The 20,428-nt window shown below is 72.5% G+C and carries 20 protein-coding genes, 1 tRNA gene and 1 pseudogene; 9 read left to right on the top strand and 13 right to left on the bottom strand.

Going from position 1 to position 20,428, the window contains the following annotated elements:
• Positions 1 to 15 precede the first annotated feature (15 nt).
• Positions 16 to 786: an ABC transporter ATP-binding protein gene (locus AB0E14_RS15860; protein ID WP_362417062.1), complete on the bottom strand. Its 771-nt coding sequence runs from the start codon at positions 784 to 786 to the stop codon at positions 16 to 18.
• A gap of 410 nt (positions 787 to 1,196) precedes the next feature.
• On the opposite strand from AB0E14_RS15860, the gene AB0E14_RS15855 reads away from it, so the two are divergent.
• A tRNA-Leu gene (locus AB0E14_RS15855) sits at positions 1,197 to 1,281 on the top strand.
• A 139-nt stretch (positions 1,282 to 1,420) separates the two neighbouring features.
• On the top strand, positions 1,421 to 2,308 hold the full coding sequence (locus tag AB0E14_RS15850) for a Bax inhibitor-1/YccA family protein (RefSeq protein WP_362417059.1): 888 nt from the start codon (positions 1,421 to 1,423) through the stop codon (positions 2,306 to 2,308).
• Between the two features lie 76 nt (positions 2,309 to 2,384).
• On the opposite strand, the gene AB0E14_RS15845 is transcribed toward AB0E14_RS15850, so the two are convergent.
• Positions 2,385 to 2,948: a TetR/AcrR family transcriptional regulator gene (locus AB0E14_RS15845; RefSeq protein WP_362417056.1), complete on the bottom strand. Its 564-nt coding sequence runs from the start codon at positions 2,946 to 2,948 to the stop codon at positions 2,385 to 2,387.
• An 86-nt stretch (positions 2,949 to 3,034) separates the two neighbouring features.
• Positions 3,035 to 3,265, bottom strand: coding sequence for a DUF4287 domain-containing protein (locus AB0E14_RS15840; protein WP_362417053.1), 231 nt, complete (start codon positions 3,263 to 3,265; stop codon positions 3,035 to 3,037).
• A gap of 101 nt (positions 3,266 to 3,366) precedes the next feature.
• On the opposite strand from AB0E14_RS15840, the gene AB0E14_RS15835 reads away from it, so the two are divergent.
• On the top strand, positions 3,367 to 3,729 hold the full coding sequence (locus tag AB0E14_RS15835) for a hypothetical protein (RefSeq protein ID WP_362417050.1): 363 nt from the start codon (positions 3,367 to 3,369) through the stop codon (positions 3,727 to 3,729).
• A gap of 29 nt (positions 3,730 to 3,758) precedes the next feature.
• On the opposite strand, the gene AB0E14_RS15830 is transcribed toward AB0E14_RS15835, so the two are convergent.
• The 3 genes from AB0E14_RS15830 to AB0E14_RS15820 form a co-directional block, all read right to left on the bottom strand.
• A complete protein-coding gene (locus AB0E14_RS15830) occupies positions 3,759 to 4,610 on the bottom strand; it encodes a hypothetical protein (RefSeq protein ID WP_362417171.1) in 852 nt (283 codons plus the stop codon).
• A gap of 235 nt (positions 4,611 to 4,845) precedes the next feature.
• Positions 4,846 to 6,066: an acetyl-CoA C-acetyltransferase gene (locus tag AB0E14_RS15825; RefSeq protein WP_362417047.1), complete on the bottom strand. Its 1,221-nt coding sequence runs from the start codon at positions 6,064 to 6,066 to the stop codon at positions 4,846 to 4,848.
• 202 nt (positions 6,067 to 6,268) lie between these two features.
• Entirely contained in the window at positions 6,269 to 7,276 is a 1,008-nt protein-coding gene (locus AB0E14_RS15820) for an SGNH/GDSL hydrolase family protein (protein ID WP_362417168.1), read from the bottom strand.
• Positions 7,277 to 7,395: 119 nt separating this feature from the next.
• Between AB0E14_RS15820 and AB0E14_RS15815 the strand changes: the two genes are divergently transcribed.
• A complete protein-coding gene (locus AB0E14_RS15815) occupies positions 7,396 to 8,796 on the top strand; it encodes a cystathionine beta-synthase (RefSeq protein WP_362417044.1) in 1,401 nt (466 codons plus the stop codon).
• Positions 8,797 to 9,124: 328 nt separating this feature from the next.
• Here AB0E14_RS15815 and AB0E14_RS15810 read toward each other — a convergent pair whose 3' ends face one another.
• The gene (locus tag AB0E14_RS15810) at positions 9,125 to 9,514 is read right to left on the bottom strand and encodes a hypothetical protein (protein WP_362417041.1); all 390 of its coding nucleotides are present in this window, start codon (positions 9,512 to 9,514) and stop codon (positions 9,125 to 9,127) included.
• Between the two features lie 135 nt (positions 9,515 to 9,649).
• Between AB0E14_RS15810 and AB0E14_RS15805 the strand changes: the two genes are divergently transcribed.
• Positions 9,650 to 10,495 (top strand): MurR/RpiR family transcriptional regulator, encoded by an 846-nt coding sequence (locus tag AB0E14_RS15805; protein WP_362417038.1) that lies wholly within the window; start codon positions 9,650 to 9,652, stop codon positions 10,493 to 10,495.
• 24 nt (positions 10,496 to 10,519) lie between these two features.
• On the opposite strand, the gene AB0E14_RS15800 is transcribed toward AB0E14_RS15805, so the two are convergent.
• From AB0E14_RS15800 to AB0E14_RS15775, 6 genes and pseudogenes are all read right to left on the bottom strand, one after another.
• On the bottom strand, positions 10,520 to 10,891 hold the full coding sequence (locus AB0E14_RS15800; RefSeq protein ID WP_362417035.1) for a hypothetical protein: 372 nt from the start codon (positions 10,889 to 10,891) through the stop codon (positions 10,520 to 10,522).
• A gap of 33 nt (positions 10,892 to 10,924) precedes the next feature.
• Positions 10,925 to 11,329 carry a roadblock/LC7 domain-containing protein gene (locus tag AB0E14_RS15795; protein WP_362417032.1) on the bottom strand — a complete coding sequence of 135 codons (405 nt, stop codon included), beginning with the start codon at positions 11,327 to 11,329 and terminating at the stop codon, positions 10,925 to 10,927.
• A 41-nt stretch (positions 11,330 to 11,370) separates the two neighbouring features.
• Positions 11,371 to 12,129, bottom strand: coding sequence for a transcriptional regulator (locus AB0E14_RS15790; protein ID WP_362417029.1), 759 nt, complete (start codon positions 12,127 to 12,129; stop codon positions 11,371 to 11,373).
• 392 nt (positions 12,130 to 12,521) lie between these two features.
• Positions 12,522 to 12,710: pseudogene (locus AB0E14_RS15785) on the bottom strand (hypothetical protein); the annotation flags it as partial.
• Positions 12,711 to 12,888: 178 nt separating this feature from the next.
• Complete coding sequence (locus tag AB0E14_RS15780) at positions 12,889 to 13,353, bottom strand: SRPBCC family protein (protein ID WP_362417026.1); 465 nt, start codon at positions 13,351 to 13,353, stop codon at positions 12,889 to 12,891.
• A 55-nt stretch (positions 13,354 to 13,408) separates the two neighbouring features.
• Positions 13,409 to 14,749: a diaminopimelate decarboxylase gene (locus tag AB0E14_RS15775; protein WP_362417023.1), complete on the bottom strand. Its 1,341-nt coding sequence runs from the start codon at positions 14,747 to 14,749 to the stop codon at positions 13,409 to 13,411.
• A 104-nt stretch (positions 14,750 to 14,853) separates the two neighbouring features.
• Between AB0E14_RS15775 and hutU the strand changes: the two genes are divergently transcribed.
• From hutU to hutI, 4 genes are read left to right on the top strand one after another with little or no spacing between them, the layout of a single operon-like run.
• On the top strand, positions 14,854 to 16,542 hold the full coding sequence (hutU, locus tag AB0E14_RS15770) for a urocanate hydratase (protein ID WP_362417020.1): 1,689 nt from the start codon (positions 14,854 to 14,856) through the stop codon (positions 16,540 to 16,542).
• A gap of 17 nt (positions 16,543 to 16,559) precedes the next feature.
• Positions 16,560 to 17,750 (top strand): allantoate amidohydrolase, encoded by a 1,191-nt coding sequence (locus AB0E14_RS15765; protein WP_362417165.1) that lies wholly within the window; start codon positions 16,560 to 16,562, stop codon positions 17,748 to 17,750.
• The gene (locus AB0E14_RS15760) at positions 17,741 to 19,078 is read left to right on the top strand and encodes a formimidoylglutamate deiminase (protein ID WP_362417017.1); all 1,338 of its coding nucleotides are present in this window, start codon (positions 17,741 to 17,743) and stop codon (positions 19,076 to 19,078) included. The genes AB0E14_RS15765 and AB0E14_RS15760 overlap by 10 nt, the downstream gene beginning before the upstream one ends.
• Before the next feature lie 17 nt (positions 19,079 to 19,095).
• Positions 19,096 to 20,343 (top strand): imidazolonepropionase, encoded by a 1,248-nt coding sequence (hutI, locus tag AB0E14_RS15755; protein ID WP_362417014.1) that lies wholly within the window; start codon positions 19,096 to 19,098, stop codon positions 20,341 to 20,343.
• Positions 20,344 to 20,428: the final 85 nt, after the last annotated feature.

The raw sequence follows: 20,428 nt of genomic DNA, 5'->3' as shown, positions 1-20,428 counted from the left end.
GAGGGCCCCGGGGTGTCAGCTGGTGCGGCCCTTGGCGTCGAAGGCCTTCATCCGGTCGAGGACGCCGTCCGCCGTCGGGTTCAGCATCTCGTCGACGATCCGGCCGTCCGCGAGGAAGATGACGCGGTCCGCGTAGGAGGCGGCGACCGGGTCGTGGGTGACCATGACGACGGTCTGGCCGAGTTCGCGCACCGAGTTGCGCAGGAAGCCGAGGACCTCGGCGCCGGAGCGCGAGTCCAGGTTTCCGGTCGGCTCGTCACCGAAGATGATCTCGGGCTGGGAGGCGAGGGCGCGGGCCACGGCGACGCGCTGCTGCTGGCCGCCGGAGAGCTGGGTGGGGCGGTGGCCGAGCCGGCCGGAGAGGCCGATCATGTCGATGACCTTCTCCACCCACTGCTTGTCGGGCTTGCGGCCCGCGATGTCCATCGGCAGCGTGATGTTCTCCAGCGCGGTCAGCGTCGGGAGCAGGTTGAAGGCCTGGAAGATGAAGCCGATCTTGTCCCGGCGCAGCTGGGTCAGCTGCTTGTCCTTCAGGGTGGACAGCTCCGTGTCGCCGAGCCGCACCGACCCGGAGCTGAAGGAGTCCAGGCCGGCCACGCAGTGCATCAGGGTCGACTTGCCGGAGCCGGACGGGCCCATGATCGCGGTGAACTCGCCCTGCCGGAAGTCCACGGTGACACGGTCGAGGGCGACCACCTGGGTCTCGCCCTGTCCGTAGACCTTCGAGAGATCCTGGGCGCGGGCGGCCACCGCGGTGGCGCGGGACACGGTGGGGGTGGTGGTCACGAGGCGGACTCCTGTCACTGCGGGTGTTCGGTGCTGTTCGGGAACCACTCCATCGTGTCGAGCGTTGAGGCCCGGGTCGTCCGCCCACATGCCCGTTCCCGGGGGCGACTGGAGTCGGACCGGGCGGCCCGCCCCTCCTCCTGAGGTATGACGGGATCCCTGAGAGCGGGTGAGGCGGGGGTACCCCCGGGGGGATTGCCCGGTCGGGTGGCACGGATGCGGCGAGTTTCCGTCATTCCCACGGGCGGGCCTTCGCGCTCGCGAGCCGCGTCACAGTTCGCCGGAACAGGCCCCACCTGCACTGACGCACCCTCAGACGTCAATAAAATAAGACAACATCGGGCCAGCGTTCCGCTGAACGAGGGAAGCGTCCCGATAGGCTCATGTGCGAATGCGGAGCCGCGCCCCATGCCCGGATGGTGGAATGCAGACACGGCGAGCTTAAACCTCGCTGGCCTTCGGGCCGTGCCGGTTCGAGTCCGGTTCCGGGCACCATCACCCCCGTCGTCGGGCCACCGGCTCCAGGGGCCTCGCTGACGATCTCGTAAAGATCCTCCCAGAGCACTAGAGAGTTTGCTTTGCTTCCGCATTACTCTTGACGCAAGGCCGCGCAGTGCGGCCATGGAGGAGTGAAATGAGGAGCAGCAACCCGGTCTTCTCGCGACGGGGGTTCAGCCGCGACAACGGCTACGCCGGTTTCAACGCGCAGCAGCCGCAGGCCGGGGGCCCCGCCGTCGGAACCAACCCTTACGCCGAAGGCGCGACCAACCCCTACGCGACGAACCCGTACGCGCAGGACACCCAGCTCGGGGCCCCGCAGCAGGCGCGCGGCAATGTGATGACGATCGACGACGTCGTGAGCCGTACGGCCATGACGCTCGGCACGGTCGTGGTCACCGCCGCCCTCGCGTGGTTCCTGCTGCCGGTCGACCCGGCGAACCTCGGCAAGTCGTACGGCATCGCCATCGGCGCCGCCCTCGTGGCGTTCGTCCTGGCCATGGTGCAGTCCTTCAAGCGCAAGGCCTCGCCCGCGCTGATCCTGGCCTACGCGGCGTTCGAGGGTGTCTTCCTCGGTGTCATCTCGGCCGCGGTCTCGACCTACATCTCGCCCGGTGTGGTCGTGCAGGCGGTCCTCGGCACGATGGCGGTCTTCGCCGGTGTGCTGATCGCCTACAAGATGCGCTGGATCCGTGTGACCCGCCGCTTCTACGGCTTCGTGATGGCGGCCGCGATCGGCTTCATCCTCCTGATGGCGGTCAACGCTCTCTTCTCGCTCTTCGACGGCGCCGGTGACGGCCTGGGCTTCCGCAGCGGCGGCCTCGGCATCCTCTTCGGTGTCATCGGCATCATCCTCGGTGCCTGCTTCCTCGCCCTGGACTTCAAGCAGGTCGAGGACGGTGTCACCTACGGCGCCCCGCGCGAGGAGGCCTGGCTGGCGGCCTTCGGCCTCACCATGACCCTGGTGTGGATCTACCTGGAGATGCTGCGTCTCCTGTCGATCCTGCAGGGCGGCGACGACTGACGCGCCACGCGTGTGTGACGAAGGGCCCGTCCGGCTTCCGCCGGGCGGGCCCTTCCGTCGTCTGCGGGCCCTTCCGTCAGCTCCTGAGCGCCGCGTCCAGGAGGACCCTGGCCGCCTCCTTCGCATGGGCGGCCGGTTCGGGGGAGCCGTCGATGCCGGCGACGGCCATGGCGCCGTTGGCGAGCAGCGCCAGCTGGTCGGCCAGCTCCGACGGCGCGCCGAGGGCGTTCGTCTGCTCGGCGAAGTACTCCCGCAGGGCCTGCTTGTGGCCTCGGGCGATGGCGGCGACGTCCGGGGAGATGCCGCCCATCTCCCCGAAGGTGTTGATGAACGCGCAGCCCCGGAAGCCGGGGTCGGCGAACCACTCCCCGAGGTAGTCGAAGACCGCCAGGGCGCGGTCGTACGGGGTGGTGGCGTGAGCCGCCCCATGGGCGGCGATGGCCTCCCGCACGGCCCCGTCGCGACGGTTGAGGACCGCCCAGACGAGATGGTCCTTGGACGGGTAGAGCTGGTAGAGGCGCTTGAGCGAGACGCCGGACGCGGTGCGGATGTCGTCCATGCCGACCGCCTGCACACCGCGCTCGTCGAACAGCGTCTCCGCGGCTTCCAGGAGCCGTAGCTCGGCGGTCTCGGTGTCCATCGTCCGCTCACCCCCAGAGTGGGAGAACCATCGTTCTCCCACTCTAGGCGCTCGATGCGCTCGGCGCGCTCTCCGCGCTCGCCGCGTCAGAGCAGTCTGCGGGCGGCCCTGCGCAGGTCGTACTCGTGGATGATCGCCTTCGCGTGGCCGTACGCGAGGTCGTGGGCGCCCCGGAGCCAGCTGACCTTCTCCTCGAAGCGGACGAGGGAGGGGCCTTCCTCGACGGTGCGGAGCCAGTCGGAGACTTCACGACCGGTGCAGTGCGGGATGCGGGCGAGCAGCTTGCGATGGGTCTCTTCGGAGAATGCGTGGGACATGGGCGCCTCCGGACGCGTGGTGCCGTCGTGCTCCTTCCGGTCACCGTGCCTGAGCGTGGGCGCGTTGGCAACAGTGCAGGACGGGCGCGTAGGGTCGCGGAGTGCTTGATACGAGTGAACTGACCGCCGCCGTCGAGCGGTTCGCCGACCGGTTGCGGGCGGCCCCGCAGAGCCGCCTCCAGCGCGGCGCCGCCGCCGAAGGGCTCGCGCTGGCCCGGGAGTTGGCCCTGCGGGCGCAGCGGATCGAGGCGCCGGAGGGCGTGGCGGGCGGCGCGTCGGACGGGGTGTCCGACGGGGGGCGCGTGATGCCGGACGCCGGCATGTTCGTGGTCGCCGACCAACTCCTGGTCGCCGGCACCGATCTGGCCGAAGCGTTGCGAACGGCCCCGGCCGGTCCCCGGGAGCGGGAACTGGGCGAGGCCGTGGGTCTGGTGCGGGAGGCCGCGGCGCGGTCCGGCGTGTAGGACCGGAGCCCGCGCCCGCCGCGCGCGGGTCAGTGCGAGGCGATCACACGGTCGGCGAGGATGTACACGTTCTCCTCGTCCGCCTCGCCGAAGGAGAACGTCAGGGCGTACGCGCCCGAGACGCCCGAGCCGCCGAGCAGCACCGGCGTACGGCCGGACCGCAGCGCGTCCGCGAGGCGCTCCGCGGTCTCGCGGTGACCGGGGGTCATGCAGAGCGTGGTGCCGTCGGCGAAGACGTACACGTCCAGCGTGCCGAGCGGGCCCGGGCGCACGTCGGTGAGCGCGGTGCGCGTGTCGGCGAGCTCCTCCAGGCGGGAGACCGTGCGTTCGTGGTCGGTGACGACCGGCGTCTGGACCGGCACGAAGTCCGGGTGCGAGGGGTGGCGGCGGCGGGCCGCGGCCAGCTCGGGGGAGTCCTCCGCGTACTCGGTCAGCTCCGGGAACTCCTCCAGGACGCTGTCGACGCCGGCACCGGCGCCGTCGAGCGCGGCGGCCTCGGCCTCCATCGCCTCCAGGGCCATGGCCTCCAGGCCCACGAAGTCGGCCTGGCGCGGAACGTAGAACGGGCCGCCGTCGTCGGCGGGACCGCCGAGCCCGCCGAGCAGGGAGGGCGCGTCGGCCGCGTCACGGGCCTCCTGCGCCGCCCAGAAGGCGCGGGCCTCGGCGAGCTCGCGCTCGCGCTCCTCGGCCAGCGCCTCGGCCACCGCGGCGCGTATCTCCGCGGCGGGCGTCTGGCGGGCGTGCGGGACGGACACCCCGTGCGCGGCGGTGAGTTCACCACGCAGGGCGACGACCTGCTTACGGAGACCGTGGGCGGCGTGCAGGGCAGCGGCACCCACGACCGTGGCGGCGGCCGTGGTCACCAGCAGGGCAAGAGACATGGCGCTCACTGACGTACTCCCGATTCCGAGTCGATCCCCCGACTTCCTACATCAGCCTGCCGTGGGAGTGCGCCCCCTGTCAGTGCATTACGTCACGAAATGGACAGGTATTTGGGCCAGGTGTTTAGTCCCGTTACTGCTGTGACCTGCGGTTATGGGTCTCCCCCGGGACGTAGGTCACATCCTGGGGGAGATTCGGTCACGGCTGGGACGCGACGGGGTTAGGGACGGGGCCTCAGGACAGGCGCTCGATCACCATCGCCATGCCCTGGCCGCCGCCCACGCACATGGTCTCGAGGCCGAACTGCTTGTCGTGGAACTGGAGGCTGTTGATGAGCGTGCCGGTGATGCGGGCGCCCGTCATGCCGAAGGGGTGGCCGACGGCGATGGCGCCGCCGTTGACGTTCACCTTGTCCAGGTCCAGGCCGAGGTCCTGGTACGAGGGGATCACCTGGGCCGCGAAGGCCTCGTTGATCTCGGCCAGGTCGATGTCGCCGACCGTCAGGCCGGCGCGCTTGAGTGCCTGCCTGGAGGCCTCGACCGGGCCGAGGCCCATGATCTCGGGGGAGAGGCCCGAGACGCCGGTGGAGACGATGCGGGCGAGCGGGGTCAGGCCCAGCTCGGCGGCCTTGGTGTCGGACATGATCACGAGCGCGGCGGCGCCGTCGTTGAGCGGGCAGCAGTTGCCCGCGGTGACCAGGCCGTCGGGGCGGAAGACCGGCTTGAGGCCCTCGACGCCCTCCAGGGTGACGCCCGCGCGCGGACCGTCGTCCTTGCTGACGACGGTGCCGTCCGGGGTCGTGACCGGGGTGATCTCGCGCTCCCAGAAGCCGTTCTTGATGGCCTGCTCGGCGAGGTTCTGGGACCGTACGCCGAACTCGTCCATCTCCCGGCGGCTGATGCCCTTCCAGCGGGCCAGGTTCTCGGCGGTCTGGCCCATGGCGATGTACGCGTCGGGGACGAGGCCGTCCTCGCGCGGGTCGTGCCAGGTGGAGCCCTCGGACGCGCCGACGGCGGCGGTACGGGCCTCGGCGTCGGCGAAGAGCGGGTTGTGGGTGTCCGGCCAGGAGTCGGAGTTGCCCTTGGCGAAGCTGGAGACCATCTCGACACCGGCCGAGATGAAGACGTCGCCCTCGCCGGCCTTGATGGCGTGCAGCGCCATGCGGGAGGTCTGCAGGGACGAGGAGCAGTAACGGGTGATCGTGCAGCCGGGGAGGTGGTCCATCCCCATCTGGACGGCGACGATCCGGCCCAGGTTGTTGCCCTGCTCGCCGCCGGGGAGGCCACAGCCCAGCATCAGGTCGTCGATGTCGCGCGGGTCCAGCTCGGGGACCTTGGCGAGCGCCGCCTGGATGATGGTCGCGGTGAGGTCGTCGGGCCGCAGGTCCTTCAGGGAGCCCTTGAAGGCCCGGCCGATCGGGGAGCGGGCGGTCGAGACGATGACGGCTTCGGGCATCACGGCTCCAGGAGGATGCGGAGAGGGCGGACAGAACGGGAAGTTACCTGTACGTACGCGACGGGTCACCGCCTTGACGGTGTGATGCGGACCTCTTTTCTAAGCGAGCGCTCAGTCGGGCCTCCCGGGGTGTCGTCCGTGCCCCCTCAGGGGCAGTGTGCCTCCTCGGGTGCGGCAAGCCTCATCGGGGCGGTGGGCCCCCTCACGGCCGGTGCGCCTCCTCCGTGGACGGGGCGGGCTCCGGGGCCGCGGTCTCGGGCAGGCGCCGCCTGCGGCGGTGCTTGAGCAGCGCCCACGGCGCCCGTGCGCCCGTCACCTCGGTACCCGCCTCCCGCGCCGCCTCCGCGGCGGCCTTCGCGACCGGCAGCATGTCCTCGTGGCGGTCCGGCTCGAGCCGGTCCGTCTCGGGCCACACGCCCAGCACCGCGCAGACCGTCGGCAGGACCGCCATCGCCGCCGTCGCGTACCCCTCGGCCGACGGGTGGTAGTTGTCCGCCCCGAACATCTCGCGCGGGTTCGCCGCGAACTCGGGGCCCAGCAGGTCCCCCAGCGACACCGTCCGCCCGCCCTGCTCCACCACCACGATCGTCTGCGCCGCCGCCAGCTGCCGCGAGGCCCGCCGCGCCATCCAGCGCAGCGGCTGGTACACCGGCTCGATCGTCCCCAGGTCCGGGCAGGTCCCCACGACCACCTCGGCTCCGGCCGTCCGCAGCCGCCGCACCGCCGCCGCGAGCAGCCGCACCGACTGCGTGGCAGGCATCCGGTGCGTCACGTCATTGGCGCCGATCATGATCACGCACACGTCCGGCGGCCCGGTGGGCGAGGCGAGCAGCAGCGACACCTGGCGCTCCAGGTCGTCCGAGCGTGCCCCCGGCAGCGCCACGTTCCGCAGCACCACCGGCCGCTCCGCGACCGCCGCGAGCCCCGAGGCGAGCAGGGCCCCCGGGGTCTGCCCCGCCCGGCGCACCCCCTGGCCCGCCGCCGTGGAATCACCCAGAAGGGCCAGCCGCAGCGGCCCGGGGCCCGGTTCCGGGCCCGCGAAGGAGCGTCCGTACAGCCCGTCCGCCCCGGGCGGCAGCGGGGCGACCCCGCCGCCCACGTTCCGCTTCGCCAGCTGCACCTCGGCCAGGACCACGCCCACCGCCGCCACGCCGAGCAGCCCGATGCTCCCGCCTCCGTAGGCCGCGCCCGCCGCGATCCGCCGTGCCACCCTCGCCCTCGACATGGGGGCAGTCACCTCCTTCAAGCCGTTCAGGATCTAACTGCCCCGTAACCCGCTCCGACTACGCATACGCTGGACGCACCATTACGGAGACCCCGGAGATTACGGTGCAATTCCACGACTCGATGATCAGCCTCGTCGGCAACACCCCGCTGGTGAAGCTCAACAATGTGACGGCCGGCATTCAGGCCACCGTCCTGGCCAAGGTCGAGTACTTCAACCCGGGCGGCTCGGTGAAGGACCGCATCGCCCTGCGCATGATCGAGGCGGCCGAGGAGAGCGGCGCGCTCAAGCCCGGCGGCACCATCGTCGAGCCCACCTCCGGCAACACCGGGGTCGGCCTCGCGATCGTGGCCCAGCAGAAGGGCTACAAGTGCATCTTCGTCTGCCCCGACAAGGTGTCCACGGACAAGATCAACGTGCTGCGGGCCTACGGCGCCGAGGTCGTGGTCTGCCCCACCGCGGTCGACCCCGAGCACCCGGACTCGTACTACAACGTCTCGGACCGGCTCGTCCGGGAGACCCCGGGCGCCTGGAAGCCCGACCAGTACTCCAACCCGAACAACCCGCGCTCCCACTACGAGACCACCGGCCCGGAGCTCTGGGAGCAGACGGACGGGAAGATCACCCACTTCGTCGCGGGCGTCGGAACCGGCGGCACCATCTCCGGCACGGGCAACTACCTGAAGGAGGTCAGCGGCGGCAAGGTCACCGTCGTCGGCGCCGACCCCGAGGGCTCGGTCTACTCCGGCGGCTCCGGCCGGCCGTACCTGGTGGAGGGCGTCGGTGAGGACTTCTGGCCGACCGCGTACGACCGGAACGTGACGGACCGGATCGTCGCCGTCTCCGACAAGGACTCCTTCCAGATGACCCGCCGCCTCGCCAAGGAGGAGGGCCTCCTGGTGGGCGGCTCCTGCGGCATGGCGGTCGTGGCGGCCCTGGAGGTCGCCAAGGAGCTGGGCCCGGACGACATCGTGGTCGTGCTCCTGCCGGACTCCGGCCGCGGCTACCTCTCCAAGATCTTCAACGACGAGTGGATGGCCGACTACGGCTTCCTGGAGGACACCACCTCCGCGACCGTCGCCGACGTGCTCCGGCACAAGGAGGGCGTGCTGCCCTCGCTCGTCCACATGCACCCGGACGAGACGGTCGGCCAGGCGATCGAGGTGCTGCGCGAGTACGGCGTCTCCCAGATGCCGATCGTCAAGCCGGGCGCCGGTCACCCGGACGTCATGGCCGCGGAGATCGTCGGCTCGGTCGTCGAGCGGGAGCTCCTCGACGCGCTCTTCACCCAGCGTGCCTCCCTGGAGGACCCGCTGGAGCGCCACATGAGCGCGCCGCTGCCGCAGGTCGGCTCCGGCGAGCCGGTCGCGGACCTGATGTCCGTGCTCGGTGAGTCCGCGGACGCGGCGATCGTGCTGGTCGAGGGCAAGCCGACGGGTGTCGTCAGCCGCCAGGACCTGCTCGCCTTCCTCGCGAACGGCGGGGTGAAGGGCGTCGCGAAGTAGCGGACCCGGTGTGACCGGCCCGTGCCCTCACGTGGTCGAGCGGGCGTTCGTGAAAACGGTACGAGCGCGACACGTACGCGCAGCACCCGCTTAACACGCGTACGGCACATTGGTCGTTGTCGGCGTCGAGGACTACGGAGCGGCTCCCGGAACTCCTCGCGACGCCGCGGACGCGGAGACCGGCCCTGACCCGGGCCCGTGTCCCTCGCGGGGACCGCCGTCGTCCCGCCCCCCAGTCACTGGGGGTGCGGCGGTCCCCGCGCTACTCCCTTTCGTCCCGGAGTCGCTCGGGCTAGGGCCTGTCCGGCCCTGATCCACCGGACAGGCCCTAGTCCCGGTCGTCCCGGCGCGCCGGGATCCGGTCGCGGAACGCGTAGACCGCGTTGACGCCGACGATGCCGAGCCAGGCCACGATCAGGCCCTCCAGATCGGCCTGGGTGACGGCGATGGCGGAGAGGGGGACCGCCAGGACCAGCGAGATGATCCCGAAGCCGAACCGCTCGCCGAAGCCCTCGGCGCCCGGCGTACGGGGGCGTTCGCCGCGCGCGGTCGCCACCTGCCGCTCGCCGAGCCGGCGCCTGACCTGCCGGTCGATCGTGGCGTCCAGGCCCTGCTCCACCTTGCCGAGGAAGGAATCGACGAGGGCCGCCTCGTACTCCGTGCCCAGCTCCCGGCGGGCATGCAGGGTGGCGTCCAGTTCGTTCTTGAGCTCGTCCATGATGGCCACGGTAGGCAGCCGCGGGGCCCCGCGTCGGTAGGGGTAGCCCCCCGCTTTTCTTGCCCTGCTGCATATCTTCATGCAGAGTGCGAGGTGGATGAATAATTGGGCGGGGACGAGCGGAAGGGGGACGGCGTGAGCGACAGTCCGGCCGGACGGCTGCAGGCGCTCTTCGAGGGGCACCGGCTGACACCGACACAGCGGCGGATCGCGCACTGCATGGTGCGGCGCGCCGGTGACGTGGCGTTCCTGTCCAGCGTCGAACTGGCCGAGCTGGCCGGCGTCAGCCAGCCCTCGGTCACCCGCTTCGCCGTGGCCCTCGGCTTCGACGGCTACCCCGCCCTGCGCCGCCACCTCCGCGAGGTCGCCCCCGCCGGGGAGGCCCCCGCGAGCGCGGCGGCCGGCGAGCACAACGAGTACCAGCAGGCCGTCCTCGCCGAGATCGAGAACCTCCGCCACCTCGCCGAACTGCTCGCCGACCCCGCACCCGTCGAACGCGCCGGACGGCTGCTCGCCGCCTCCCGGCCGCTGCCCGTGCTCGGGCTGCGCGCCGCCTCCTCGCAGGCGCGCGGCTTCGCGTACTTCGCGGGCAAGGTCCACCCCGACGTCCGCCTCCTCGACGAGGGCGGCTCGATGCTCACCGACCGTGTCGACGCGACGGTACGGGCGGGGGCCACGGCCCTGCTCTGCTTCGCGCTGCCGCGCCACCCCCGCGAGGTGGTGGAGGCCCTGGAGTACGCCAGGGGGGCCGGGCTCACCGTGGTCACGGTCGCCGAGTCGGCGTTCGCGCCCGTCGCCGCCCACAGCGACCTGCTGATCCCGGCCGCCGTCGGCACCGGCCTCGCCTTCGACACGGCGTGCGCGCCGATGCTCCTCGGCCGGGTCCTCCTGGAGGCGATGGCCGACGAACTGCCCGACGCGCAGGCGCGGTTGGAGGAGTTCGACACCAAGGCGGCGGCTCGCGGGCTGTTCGTGGAGTAGGGGCTCGGCGCTCGCGCGGAACCGTCAGACGTCGAGTTCGGCCTCGATCTTCTTCAACTGGTGCCGGGCCATCGCCAGGTTCGCGCGCTTGTTGTCCAGGGCCAGATAGAGGAACAGGCCGTTCGATCCCCGGCTCTTCAGTAGCCGGATCATGTGGTACTGGCTGCCGAGCGTGATCAGGATGTCCTCGATGTCCTCCTTGAGGCCGAGCATCTCCATCGTCCTGAGTTTGGCGCGGACCACGTCCGTGTTGCCGGCCGCCGCCATGTTCAGGTCGAGTTCCTTACCCCCGCCGATCGTGCCGAGGGCCATGCCGCTGGTGTAGTCGACCAGCGCGGCGCCGATGGCGCCCTCGATGGTCATGGATTCCTTCAGAGCGGTCTCGGTGTTCGCCATGGGTGTCGCACTTCCTTTTCGGTGTCACGTGGTTTACGAGATGGGTCGGTTCAGGTCTTTGCGGTCCAGGGCCCCGTCGACCAGCTCGCCGATCCGGGCGCTGGACCGCCGGGCCTCCAGATGGAGCCGGCCCACGTTGATCCGGGGCTCGGCGAGCAGGGTGAGCACGGCGGCGCCGCCGGCGGCGTACGTGGCGACATAGCCGCCCTCGCCCCGGACGAGCAGCTCGCGGAAGCCGCCCTGTCCGGTGGACTCGGTCATCCGCTGGGCGACCCCGAGGGCCGCCGCCGTCAGCGCGGCCACCCCCTCCGCCTCGGCGTCGACGGTGTCGTGGGCGAGGACGAGGCCGTCGATGCTCGCCGCGAGCGCCCCGGTCAGCTGAGGCAGCCGGGCCCGCAGCCGTCTCAGCTCGCCGAGCACCTCGGCTTCTGCGGACATCAGTAATCTCCTCTCGGCGCGCAGGCGCAGGGCACGCCTCATCACAGACTTGCCTCCAGGGCGTCGCGGAGCCGGCGCAGCAGGGCGATGTCCGGGTCGGGCGCGATGTCGCCGACCCAGGCGGGGACGGTGGGCAAGGCGGCCGTCACCGGGTCGGGCGGGGTCTCCACCAGGCCGGCGGCGGCGAGGCGGCGCACCTCGAGCAGGGTGTGGAAGGCCGGGCGGCCGAGCGCCCGCGCGATCTCTGCCGGGGTGCGGACCCCGTCGGCGGCGGCGAGCAGCGCCCGCTGGCGCAGGCTCACCGTCTGGCCCGGGGCGGGCGGGCGGGGCACCACGGGGGCGGTGTCGACGGAGTCGTACGGCCAGACGCTGTCGAGGAGTTCACGGCGGCGGACGGTCTCGCGCTCGACGGCCTCGGTCGAGACCGGCCGCACGGCACCGAACCAGTGGGCGACGCCGTAGCGGAACCGGGTCGGTCCCGTGGCGGGGGCGAGCGCGAAGAACGCGGCGTCGTAGACCGCGCCGAGGTGGCAGATCTCCAGCTCGCCGTCGTGCAGCCGCCCGCTCTCGACCAGGAACCTGCCGACCTCGCGCCGCGCGCCCGCCCGGTCGACGGCCTCGTCCCAGCGCTCGCGGGCGAGCCGCCCGCCGGCGGTCAGGAGGACGTCGAGCCCGGGCGCGGCGGGGCTCTCGGCGTGGGTGACCCGGCCGTCGACGAGGTACAGGGTGCCGTGGTCGCGGAGCAGGGCGCCGGTGGCGCGCTCGGCGGCGAGGCGGACGAGCATGGGGGAGACGGTCATCCGAGCACCAGCTTCTCCGCGAGTTCGCGCAGCCGCATGCGGGCGAGCGCGAGGTTGCCGCTGTCCCGGTCGAGCCACAGGTGGAGGAAGACGCTGCTGTCGAAGGAGGTCTCGACGAAGCGGAGGACGTGGTAGCCGCCCCGGGTCGTGACGATCAGGTCCTCGACGGGCGGTCCCTTGGGCAACGTCCGCTCGCGGAGCGCGAGTTCGGTTCCGGGGCGCAGGGCTATCTCCGTGCTGGGGCTCCGGGGGCCCGCGCTCGCGGCGGCGGAGGGCGGTCGGGTGGGCAGGGGCGGGACGGCCGCCCCCGAGGCCGGCTGGGGCACGCCCGCGGCCTGCACGGGCACGCCCGCCGTCGGCGGGGCGGTCGGTCGCGGCGGCGGGGCCGTACCGGCGAAGGAGTCGTACTCCGCGGCGGCGCGGGCCAGTTCGGCGGCCTCGGCGGCCGTCGCCTCGTGGTCTCCGACCGGCGATTCGCCCGCCGCGCCGAGGGCGAGCCCGCTGGTCCAGTCGACCAGCCAGGCTCCACGTGCGCCCGGCAGGCTCATGGCCTCCCACAGGCACTCGTCGATTCCGGGCACGCGGATTCCCCTCCCAATGCGGCGCGCGGACGTACGGCAGTGACGGTGACGCTACTCAACGTTTCCGTCGTGGGTAGGAGTTCTGGCATTTTCCATCGGAACATGCCTGAGGCTTGCTTGAATTCGCCCCCGCGTGATCGCTCCCCGTCGCGTGCGGTCAGTCCCCGTCGCGGTCGGGTCAGCCGCGCCGCTCCACGAAGGCCGCCACGTCGTCGAGGTCCTTGGCCAGCGCGCGGGCGGCAGCCTTGGCGCCGAGGCCGCTCAGCAACCTGGCCAGAAATCCCAGCCGGTTCCCCTCGGCCGGGCCTCCGGAGAACGTCATGCGCACCACGCTCGCACCTTCCCCGTCCGGGCGCAGGGCGATCTCGGAGACGTAGTGCATGCCGTGCGAGTCGGCCACCGTCACATAGCGGTCCGGCGGCACGGACTCGGTCACGGTCATCTCCTCCGTGGCCTCCTTGCCGAACATCTTCCGGGTCTCGCGCCAGCGCGTGCCCACCCCGAAGGCGCCCTCCGTGAGGACGTCGACGCGCTCCACGCCGCCCAGCATCCGCTCCATGTTCCGCAGGTCCGTCATGGCTTCCCAGACCGGTCCCGGGGGCGCCTGGATCCGCCGCTCCACGACGATGCTCTTCATGGCCATGGCTCCATGGAAGCACCGGGTCCGTGCCCCCGCCTCCGTTGCCGGTCCAGCAGGGTCAGCCCAGCAGGGCGTCCGCCCGGTCGCCGCCCGCCTCGGCGACGATCTCGTCCAGGCTCTGCGCCCGCCGCGCGGTCGAGAAGGCGACCCCGCCGTCGTCGTCGGCGAGGGTGAAGCCGTGGACGGCCGGCCGGGGCAGACTGTTGTACGCGTAGTGGTGCGCGAAGTAGTACGCGCCGGTGTCGGGCACGGCCACGACGTCGTCCGGCCGCAGCAGCGGCAGCGGGAGCGCCGTGGCGAGCAGGTCCCCGGCGAAGCAGGCCGGGCCCGCCACGTCCTGGACGACGTCCTCGCCCGTGCGGGGGCGGCCCTCGGCGTCGTACGCGAGGACCCGCAGCGGCCAGGAGGCCGGGTCGTAGACGGTACGGGTGGCCACCTGGACGCCCGCGTGGGTGACGGCGACCGGGCGGGAGCCGGAGGTCTTGGTGTACTCGACGCGGGCCAGGATCGTGCCGTGCTTGGCGAGCAGCGAGCGCCCGAATTCGGTGACGAGGCCGTACCGCCCGTCGAGGAGCCCGGGGACGGTCTCGGCGAGCAGGCCGGCGTACTCCTCGTACGTGGGCGTCTCCTCGTCGGAGGCGAAGTTCACCGGCAGGCCGCCGCCGATGTCGAGGGTGTCGATCTGCTGCCGCCCCGCCTTGGCGTTGATCTCCTCGGCGAGCTCGTAGGCGGCGGCGACGCCCTCGGCCATGAGGGCGAGCGGGACGCCCTGGGAGCCGGTGTGGGTGTGCAGCCGGGTCAGCCAGGGCCGGTCGAGGTAGGCCCGGACGAGCGTGTCCCGCGCGCCCTCGTCCCGCAGCGCCACCCCGAACTTCGAGGTGGCCGTCGCCGTCGAGAGTGCCCCGATGGAACCGGCCCCGACCTGCGGGTTCACCCGGATGCCGAGGGGTGAGGCGGTCGGCGCGGAGGCGACGAGGGCGTCGAGCCTGGTCAGCTCCTGGAGGTTGTCCGCGTTGACGGCGATCCCGAGCGCGAGGGCCTGGCGCAGGTCGGCGGGGGTCTTGGCGGGCGAGTCGAGCACCGTGCGGGACGGGGGGAGGCCGGCGGCGCGGGCGAGGGCCAGCTCGCCGGGGCTCGCGACCTCCACGCCGAGCCCGCACGCGTCCAGCAGGCGCAGGACGGGCACGAGCGGGCAGGCCTTCACGGCGAAGGCGTGCAGCACGGGGGCGTCGGTGACGGCGGCGAAGGCCGCGACGAGGGCGGCGGCGGAGGCGCGGACGCCCTCGGTGTCGAGGAGGGCGACGATCTGGCGGTCGGGGTCGGCGGGGGAGAGGAGCCCCTGCTCGACGGCGGCGCGGACGGCCCGGTCGCGACGGGCCCCGGCGGGATGGGAAGCCATGGATCCATGGGACCACCACGACGGGTCCCGCCGCAGCTGTTGACTACAAGTATTCAGCAGTCCAGGATGTGAATATCTGGTTCACATCGTCAGGAGGCTGCCCCATGTCAGGACCCCGACCCGTACGGGCCCCGCGCGGTACGGAACTGAGCGCCCTGGGATGGCAGCAGGAGGCCGCCCTCCGGATGCTGCAGAACAACCTCGACCCCGAGGTCGCCGAGCACCCCGACAAGCTCGTCGTCTACGGCGGCACCGGCAAGGCCGCGCGCGACTGGCGCTCCTTCGACGCGATGGTGCGCACCCTGCGGACCCTGAAGCAGGACGAGACGATGCTCGTCCAGTCCGGCCGCCCGGTCGGCGTCATGCAGACCCACGAGTGGGCGCCGCGCGTCCTCATCGCCAACTCCAACCTGGTCGGCGACTGGGCGAACTGGGAGGAGTTCCGGCGCCTGGAGCAGCTCGGCCTCACCATGTACGGCCAGATGACGGCCGGTTCGTGGATCTACATCGGCACCCAGGGCATCCTGCAGGGCACCTACGAGACCTTCGCCGCCGTCGCCGCCAAGAAGTTCAACGGCACGCTGGCCGGCACGATCACCCTCACCGCCGGACTCGGCGGCATGGGCGGCGCCCAGCCGCTCGCCGTGACGATGAACGACGGCGTCGCGATCTGCATCGACGTCGACCCGCGCGCCATCGAGCGCCGCATCGAGCACCGCTACCTGGACGTCAAGGCCGACAACCTGGCCCACGCCCTCCAGCTGGCCGTCGAGGCCCGCGACGCGCGCCGCCCGCTCTCCATCGGCCTGCTCGGCAACGCGGCGGAGCTGCTGCCGCGCATGCTGGCCGAGGGCGCGCCGATCGACATCGTCACCGACCAGACCTCGGCCCACGACCCGCTGTCGTACCTGCCGATCGGCGTCGCCTTCGACGACATGGCCGACGCGGCCGCCAAGGACCCGGCGGGCTTCACCACCCGCGCCCGCGAGTCCATGGCCCGGCACGTCGAGGCCATGGTCGGCTTCATGGACGCGGGCGCCGAGGTCTTCGACTACGGCAACTCCATCCGCGGCGAGGCCCAGCTGGCCGGCTACGACCGCGCGTTCGCCTTCCCCGGCTTCGTGCCCGCCTACATCCGCCCGCTGTTCTGCGAGGGCAAGGGCCCGTTCCGCTGGGCCGCGCTCTCCGGCGAGGCGAGCGACATCCACAAGACGGACAAGGCGATCCTGGACCTCTTCCCGGAGAACGAGTCCCTGCACCGCTGGATCAAGATGGCCGGCGAGCGCGTCCACTTCCAGGGCCTCCCGGCGCGCATCTGCTGGCTGGGCCAGGGCGAGCGCGACAAGGCGGGCGACATGTTCAACGACATGGTCGGCAACGGCACCCTCGCCGCGCCCCTCGCGATCGGCCGCGACCACCTCGACTGCGGCTCGGTGGCCTCCCCGTACCGCGAGACCGAGGCCATGCTCGACGGCTCCGACGCGATCGCCGACTGGCCGCTCCTGAACGCCATGGTGAACGTCGCCTCCGGCGCGTCCTGGGTCTCCATCCACCACGGCGGCGGCGTCGGCATGGGCCGCTCCATCCACGCGGGCCAGGTCTCGGTGGCGGACGGCACGAAGCTGGCCGGCGAGAAGATCCGCCGCGTCCTGACGAACGACCCCGGCATGGGCGTCATCCGCCACGTCGACGCGGGCTACGACATCGCCGAGCGGGTCGCGGACGAGAAGGGCGTCCGGGTCCCGATGCGCGAGGGCGACGCCGACGGCGGCGCGGAGGGTGTCTCCGCGTGAGCGAGACCTTCCACGCCATGTGGCGGTCGCTGCGGCCCATCGGCCGCAGCGCCGCCTCGGGCGGCTACCGCCGCTACGCCTGGACCGCCGCCGACGCCGACTGCCGGCTCTGGTTCCAGATGCAGGCCGAGGCGCGCAGGCTGAACTACGAGGTCGACCGCAACGGCAACCAGTGGGCCTGGCTCGGCGACCCGGCGGCCGGCGACGCGGTCGTCACCGGCTCGCACCTGGACTCCGTGCCGGACGGCGGCGCCTTCGACGGCCCGCTCGGCGTCGTCTCCGCCTTCGCGGCGCTCGACGAACTGCGCTCCCGTGGCGTCGTGTTCAAGCGGCCCCTCGCGATCACCAACTTCGGTGACGAGGAGGGCGCCCGCTTCGGCCTGGCCTGCGTCGGCTCGCGCCTCACGGCCGGGCGGCTGACGAAGGAGCAGGCGTACGAACTCAGGGACGGCGACGGGATCACCCTCCCGAAGGCGATGGAGGCCGCCGGGTACGACCCCGAGACCATCGGCCCCGACCCCGAGCGCCTCGCCCGGATCGGCGCCTTCGTCGAGCTGCACGTCGAGCAGGGCCGCGCCCTCGACCTCTCCGGCGACGCCGTCGGCATCGCGTCCGCGATCTGGCCGCACGGCCGCTGGCGGTACGACTTCGCGGGCGAGGCCAACCACGCGGGCACGACCCGCCTGGTCGACCGGCGCGACCCGATGCTGACGTACGCCGAGACGGTCCTCGCCGCCCGACGCGAGGCCGAACTCGCCGGCGCGGTCGCCACCTTCGGCAAGATCGCGGTCGAGCCGAACGGCGTCAACGCGATCCCGTCCCTGGTCCGGGGCTGGCTCGACGCGCGGGCGGCGGACCAGGCGTCCCTGGACGCCGTCGTCGAGGGCGTCGAGACGGCGGCCCGCGACTACGCGAACCGCCACGGCATCGACCTCACGGTCGTACGGGAGTCCTTCACGCCGGTGGTGGAGTTCGCGCACACCCTGCGCGACGAGCTGGCCTCCCTCCTCGGCGGGAAGACCCCGGTGCTCGGCACGGGCGCCGGCCACGACGCGGGCATTTTGTCCGAATCGATCCCGACCGCCATGCTGTTCGTACGGAACCCCACGGGCGTCTCGCACTCCCCGGCCGAGTTCGCGGCCGAGGACGACTGCGTGGCGGGGGTCATCGCTCTTGCGGACGTACTGGAGGGCCTCGCGTGCAGGTGACGACGTACTGGCTGGAACACGCCTGGCTGGACACCAACGTGGAACCGGGCGTGGCGCTGGACGTGGCCGACGGCCGCGTCACGGCCGTACGCACCGGGCTCGACAGCCCGCCCCCCGGCGCGGAGGTCCTGCGCGGCCTGACGATCCCGGGCCTGGCGAACGCCCACTCGCACGCCTTCCACCGGGCCCTGCGCGGCACCGTCCAGGTCGGCTCGGGCACCTTCTGGACCTGGCGCGAGGTCATGTACCAGGTGGCGTCCGAGCTGACCCCGGACACGTACCACGCGCTTGCCCGCGCGGTGTACGCGGAGATGGCGCTGGCCGGCATCACCTCGGTCGGCGAGTTCCACTACCTCCACCACGCCCCGGGCGGCACCCCCTACGCCGACCCCAACGCGATGGGCGAGGCGCTGATCCAGGCGGCCGCCGACGCGGGCATCCGCATCACCCTCCTCGACACCGCCTACCTCTCGTCCGGCTTCGGCGCGGCGCCCGACCGGCACCAGCTCCGCTTCTCGGACGGCACGGCGGAGGCGTGGGCGGAGCGGGTCTCGGCGCTCAAGGAGCGGGAGGGCGTCCGGATCGGCGCGGCGATCCACTCGGTCCGCGCGGTCCCGGCGGACCAGCTGTCGACGGTCGCGGGCTGGGCGCAGTCCCGCGCGGTGCCGCTCCACGTCCACCTGTCGGAGCAGACCGCCGAGAACGACGCGTGCCTGGCGGCCCACGGCCGCACGCCCACGCAGCTCCTCGCGGACCACGGGGTCCTCGGGGCGCGGACGACGGGCGTCCACAACACCCACCTGACCGACTCGGACATCTCCCTCCTCGGCTCCTCGACCACGGGCACGTGCATGTGCCCGACGACGGAACGGGACCTGGCGGACGGCATCGGCCCGGCCGTCGCCCTCCAGCGGGCGGGCTCGCCGCTCTCGCTGGGCAGCGACAGCCACGCGGTGATCGACCTTCTGGAGGAGGCGCGGGCGATGGAGCTGAACGAGCGCCTCCGCTCCCGCACGCGCGGCCACTGGACGGCCGCGGCGCTGCTGCGCGCGGCGACGGCCGACGGCCACGCGGCGCTCGGCTGGGACGGGGCGGGAACCCTGGAGGCGGGCGCGCTCGCCGACTTCACGACGATCGCCCTGGACTCCGTCAGGACAGCGGGACCGGTGCCGCGTCTGGCAGCCGAGACGGCGGTATTCGCAGCGTCGGCCGCGGATGTGCGGCATGTGGTCGTGGGCGGCCGGACGATCGTCCGGGACGGCGCGCACGTGACGATCCCGGACGTGCCGGGTGCCCTTGCGGACGCGATCGCCGCGGTGCGCGGCTGAAGGAAGGACTTCTCATCATGAACAGCGGCCCCGCGACGAGGAACAACCCGGCGGCGATCTCCGCCCCCACGAGCGCGAACAGCGCCGTGGCGACGGAGGCCACCGCCATCGTCAACATCGCCAGCCTGGTCACGAACGATCCCTCCCTCGGTGACAACTCACCCCTTGGACTGATCCAGGACGCGGCCGTCGTCATCGAGGGCGACCAGGTCGTCTGGGTCGGTGAATCAAGCAAAGCACCGGCCACTGACAACCGGGTCGACGCCGACGGCAGGGCCGTGATCCCCGGCTTCGTGGACTCCCACTCGCACCTGGTCTTCGCGGGCGACCGCACCGCGGAGTTCAACGCGCGCATGTCCGGCCAGCCGTACAAGGCGGGCGGCATCAGGACGACGGTGGCGGCGACGCGGGCGGCGAGCGACGAGGAACTGTCGTCGAACGTGGCCCGCTTCATGGCGGAAGCCCTCCGCCAGGGCACGACGACCTTCGAGACGAAGTCGGGCTACGGCCTGACGGTCGAGGACGAGGCGCGGGCGCTGCGGATCGCGTCCGCGCACACGGACGAGGTCACGTACCTGGGCGCGCACATCGTCTCGCCGGACTACGCCGACGACCCGGCCGGGTACGTGGACCTGGTCACCGGCGAGATGCTCGACGCCTGTGCCCCGTACGCCCGTTGGGTGGACGTCTTCTGCGAGAAGGGCGCCTTCGACGGGGACCAGGCGCGGGCGATCCTCACGGCCGGCAAGGCGAAGGGCCTGCACCCCCGGGTGCACGCCAACCAGCTGAGCTTCGGCCCCGGCGTCCAGCTCGCGGTGGAGCTCGACGCGGCGAGCGCGGACCACTGCACGCACCTGACGGACGCCGACGTGGACGCCCTGGCCTCGGGCGACACGGTGGCCACCCTCCTCCCGGGGGCGGAGTTCTCCACCCGGGCGCAGTGGCCGGACGCCCGCCGTCTGCTCGACGCGGGCGTGACGGTGGCCCTGTCGACGGACTGCAACCCGGGCTCGTCGTTCACGTCGTCCGTCCCGTTCTGCATCGCGCTCGCGGTACGGGACATGGGCATGACCCCGGACGAGGCGCTCTGGTCGGCCACGGCGGGCGGCGCGCGGGCCCTGCGCCGCACGGACGTCGGCCGCCTGTCCCCGGGCGCCCGCGCCGACCTCACCGTCCTGTCCGCCCCGTCCCACGTCCACCTGGCCTACCGCCCGGGCGTCCCCCTGGTGTCGGAGGTCTGGCGGCGCGGGGCGCGGGTGGTCTGAGCGGACGGGGGTTCTCCCCGCAGCCGGGGCATGGGACATTGAGGCCGGCGCAACACTGACGGCGGGGGCGCGGTTGGACGGGTCG

The organism is Streptomyces sp. NPDC047981 (assembly GCF_040653315.1).
GTDB lineage: Bacteria > Actinomycetota > Actinomycetes > Streptomycetales > Streptomycetaceae > Streptomyces.
Note: the sequence above shows the minus strand (reverse complement) of the source record. Positions and strands in the feature narration are given on the sequence as shown.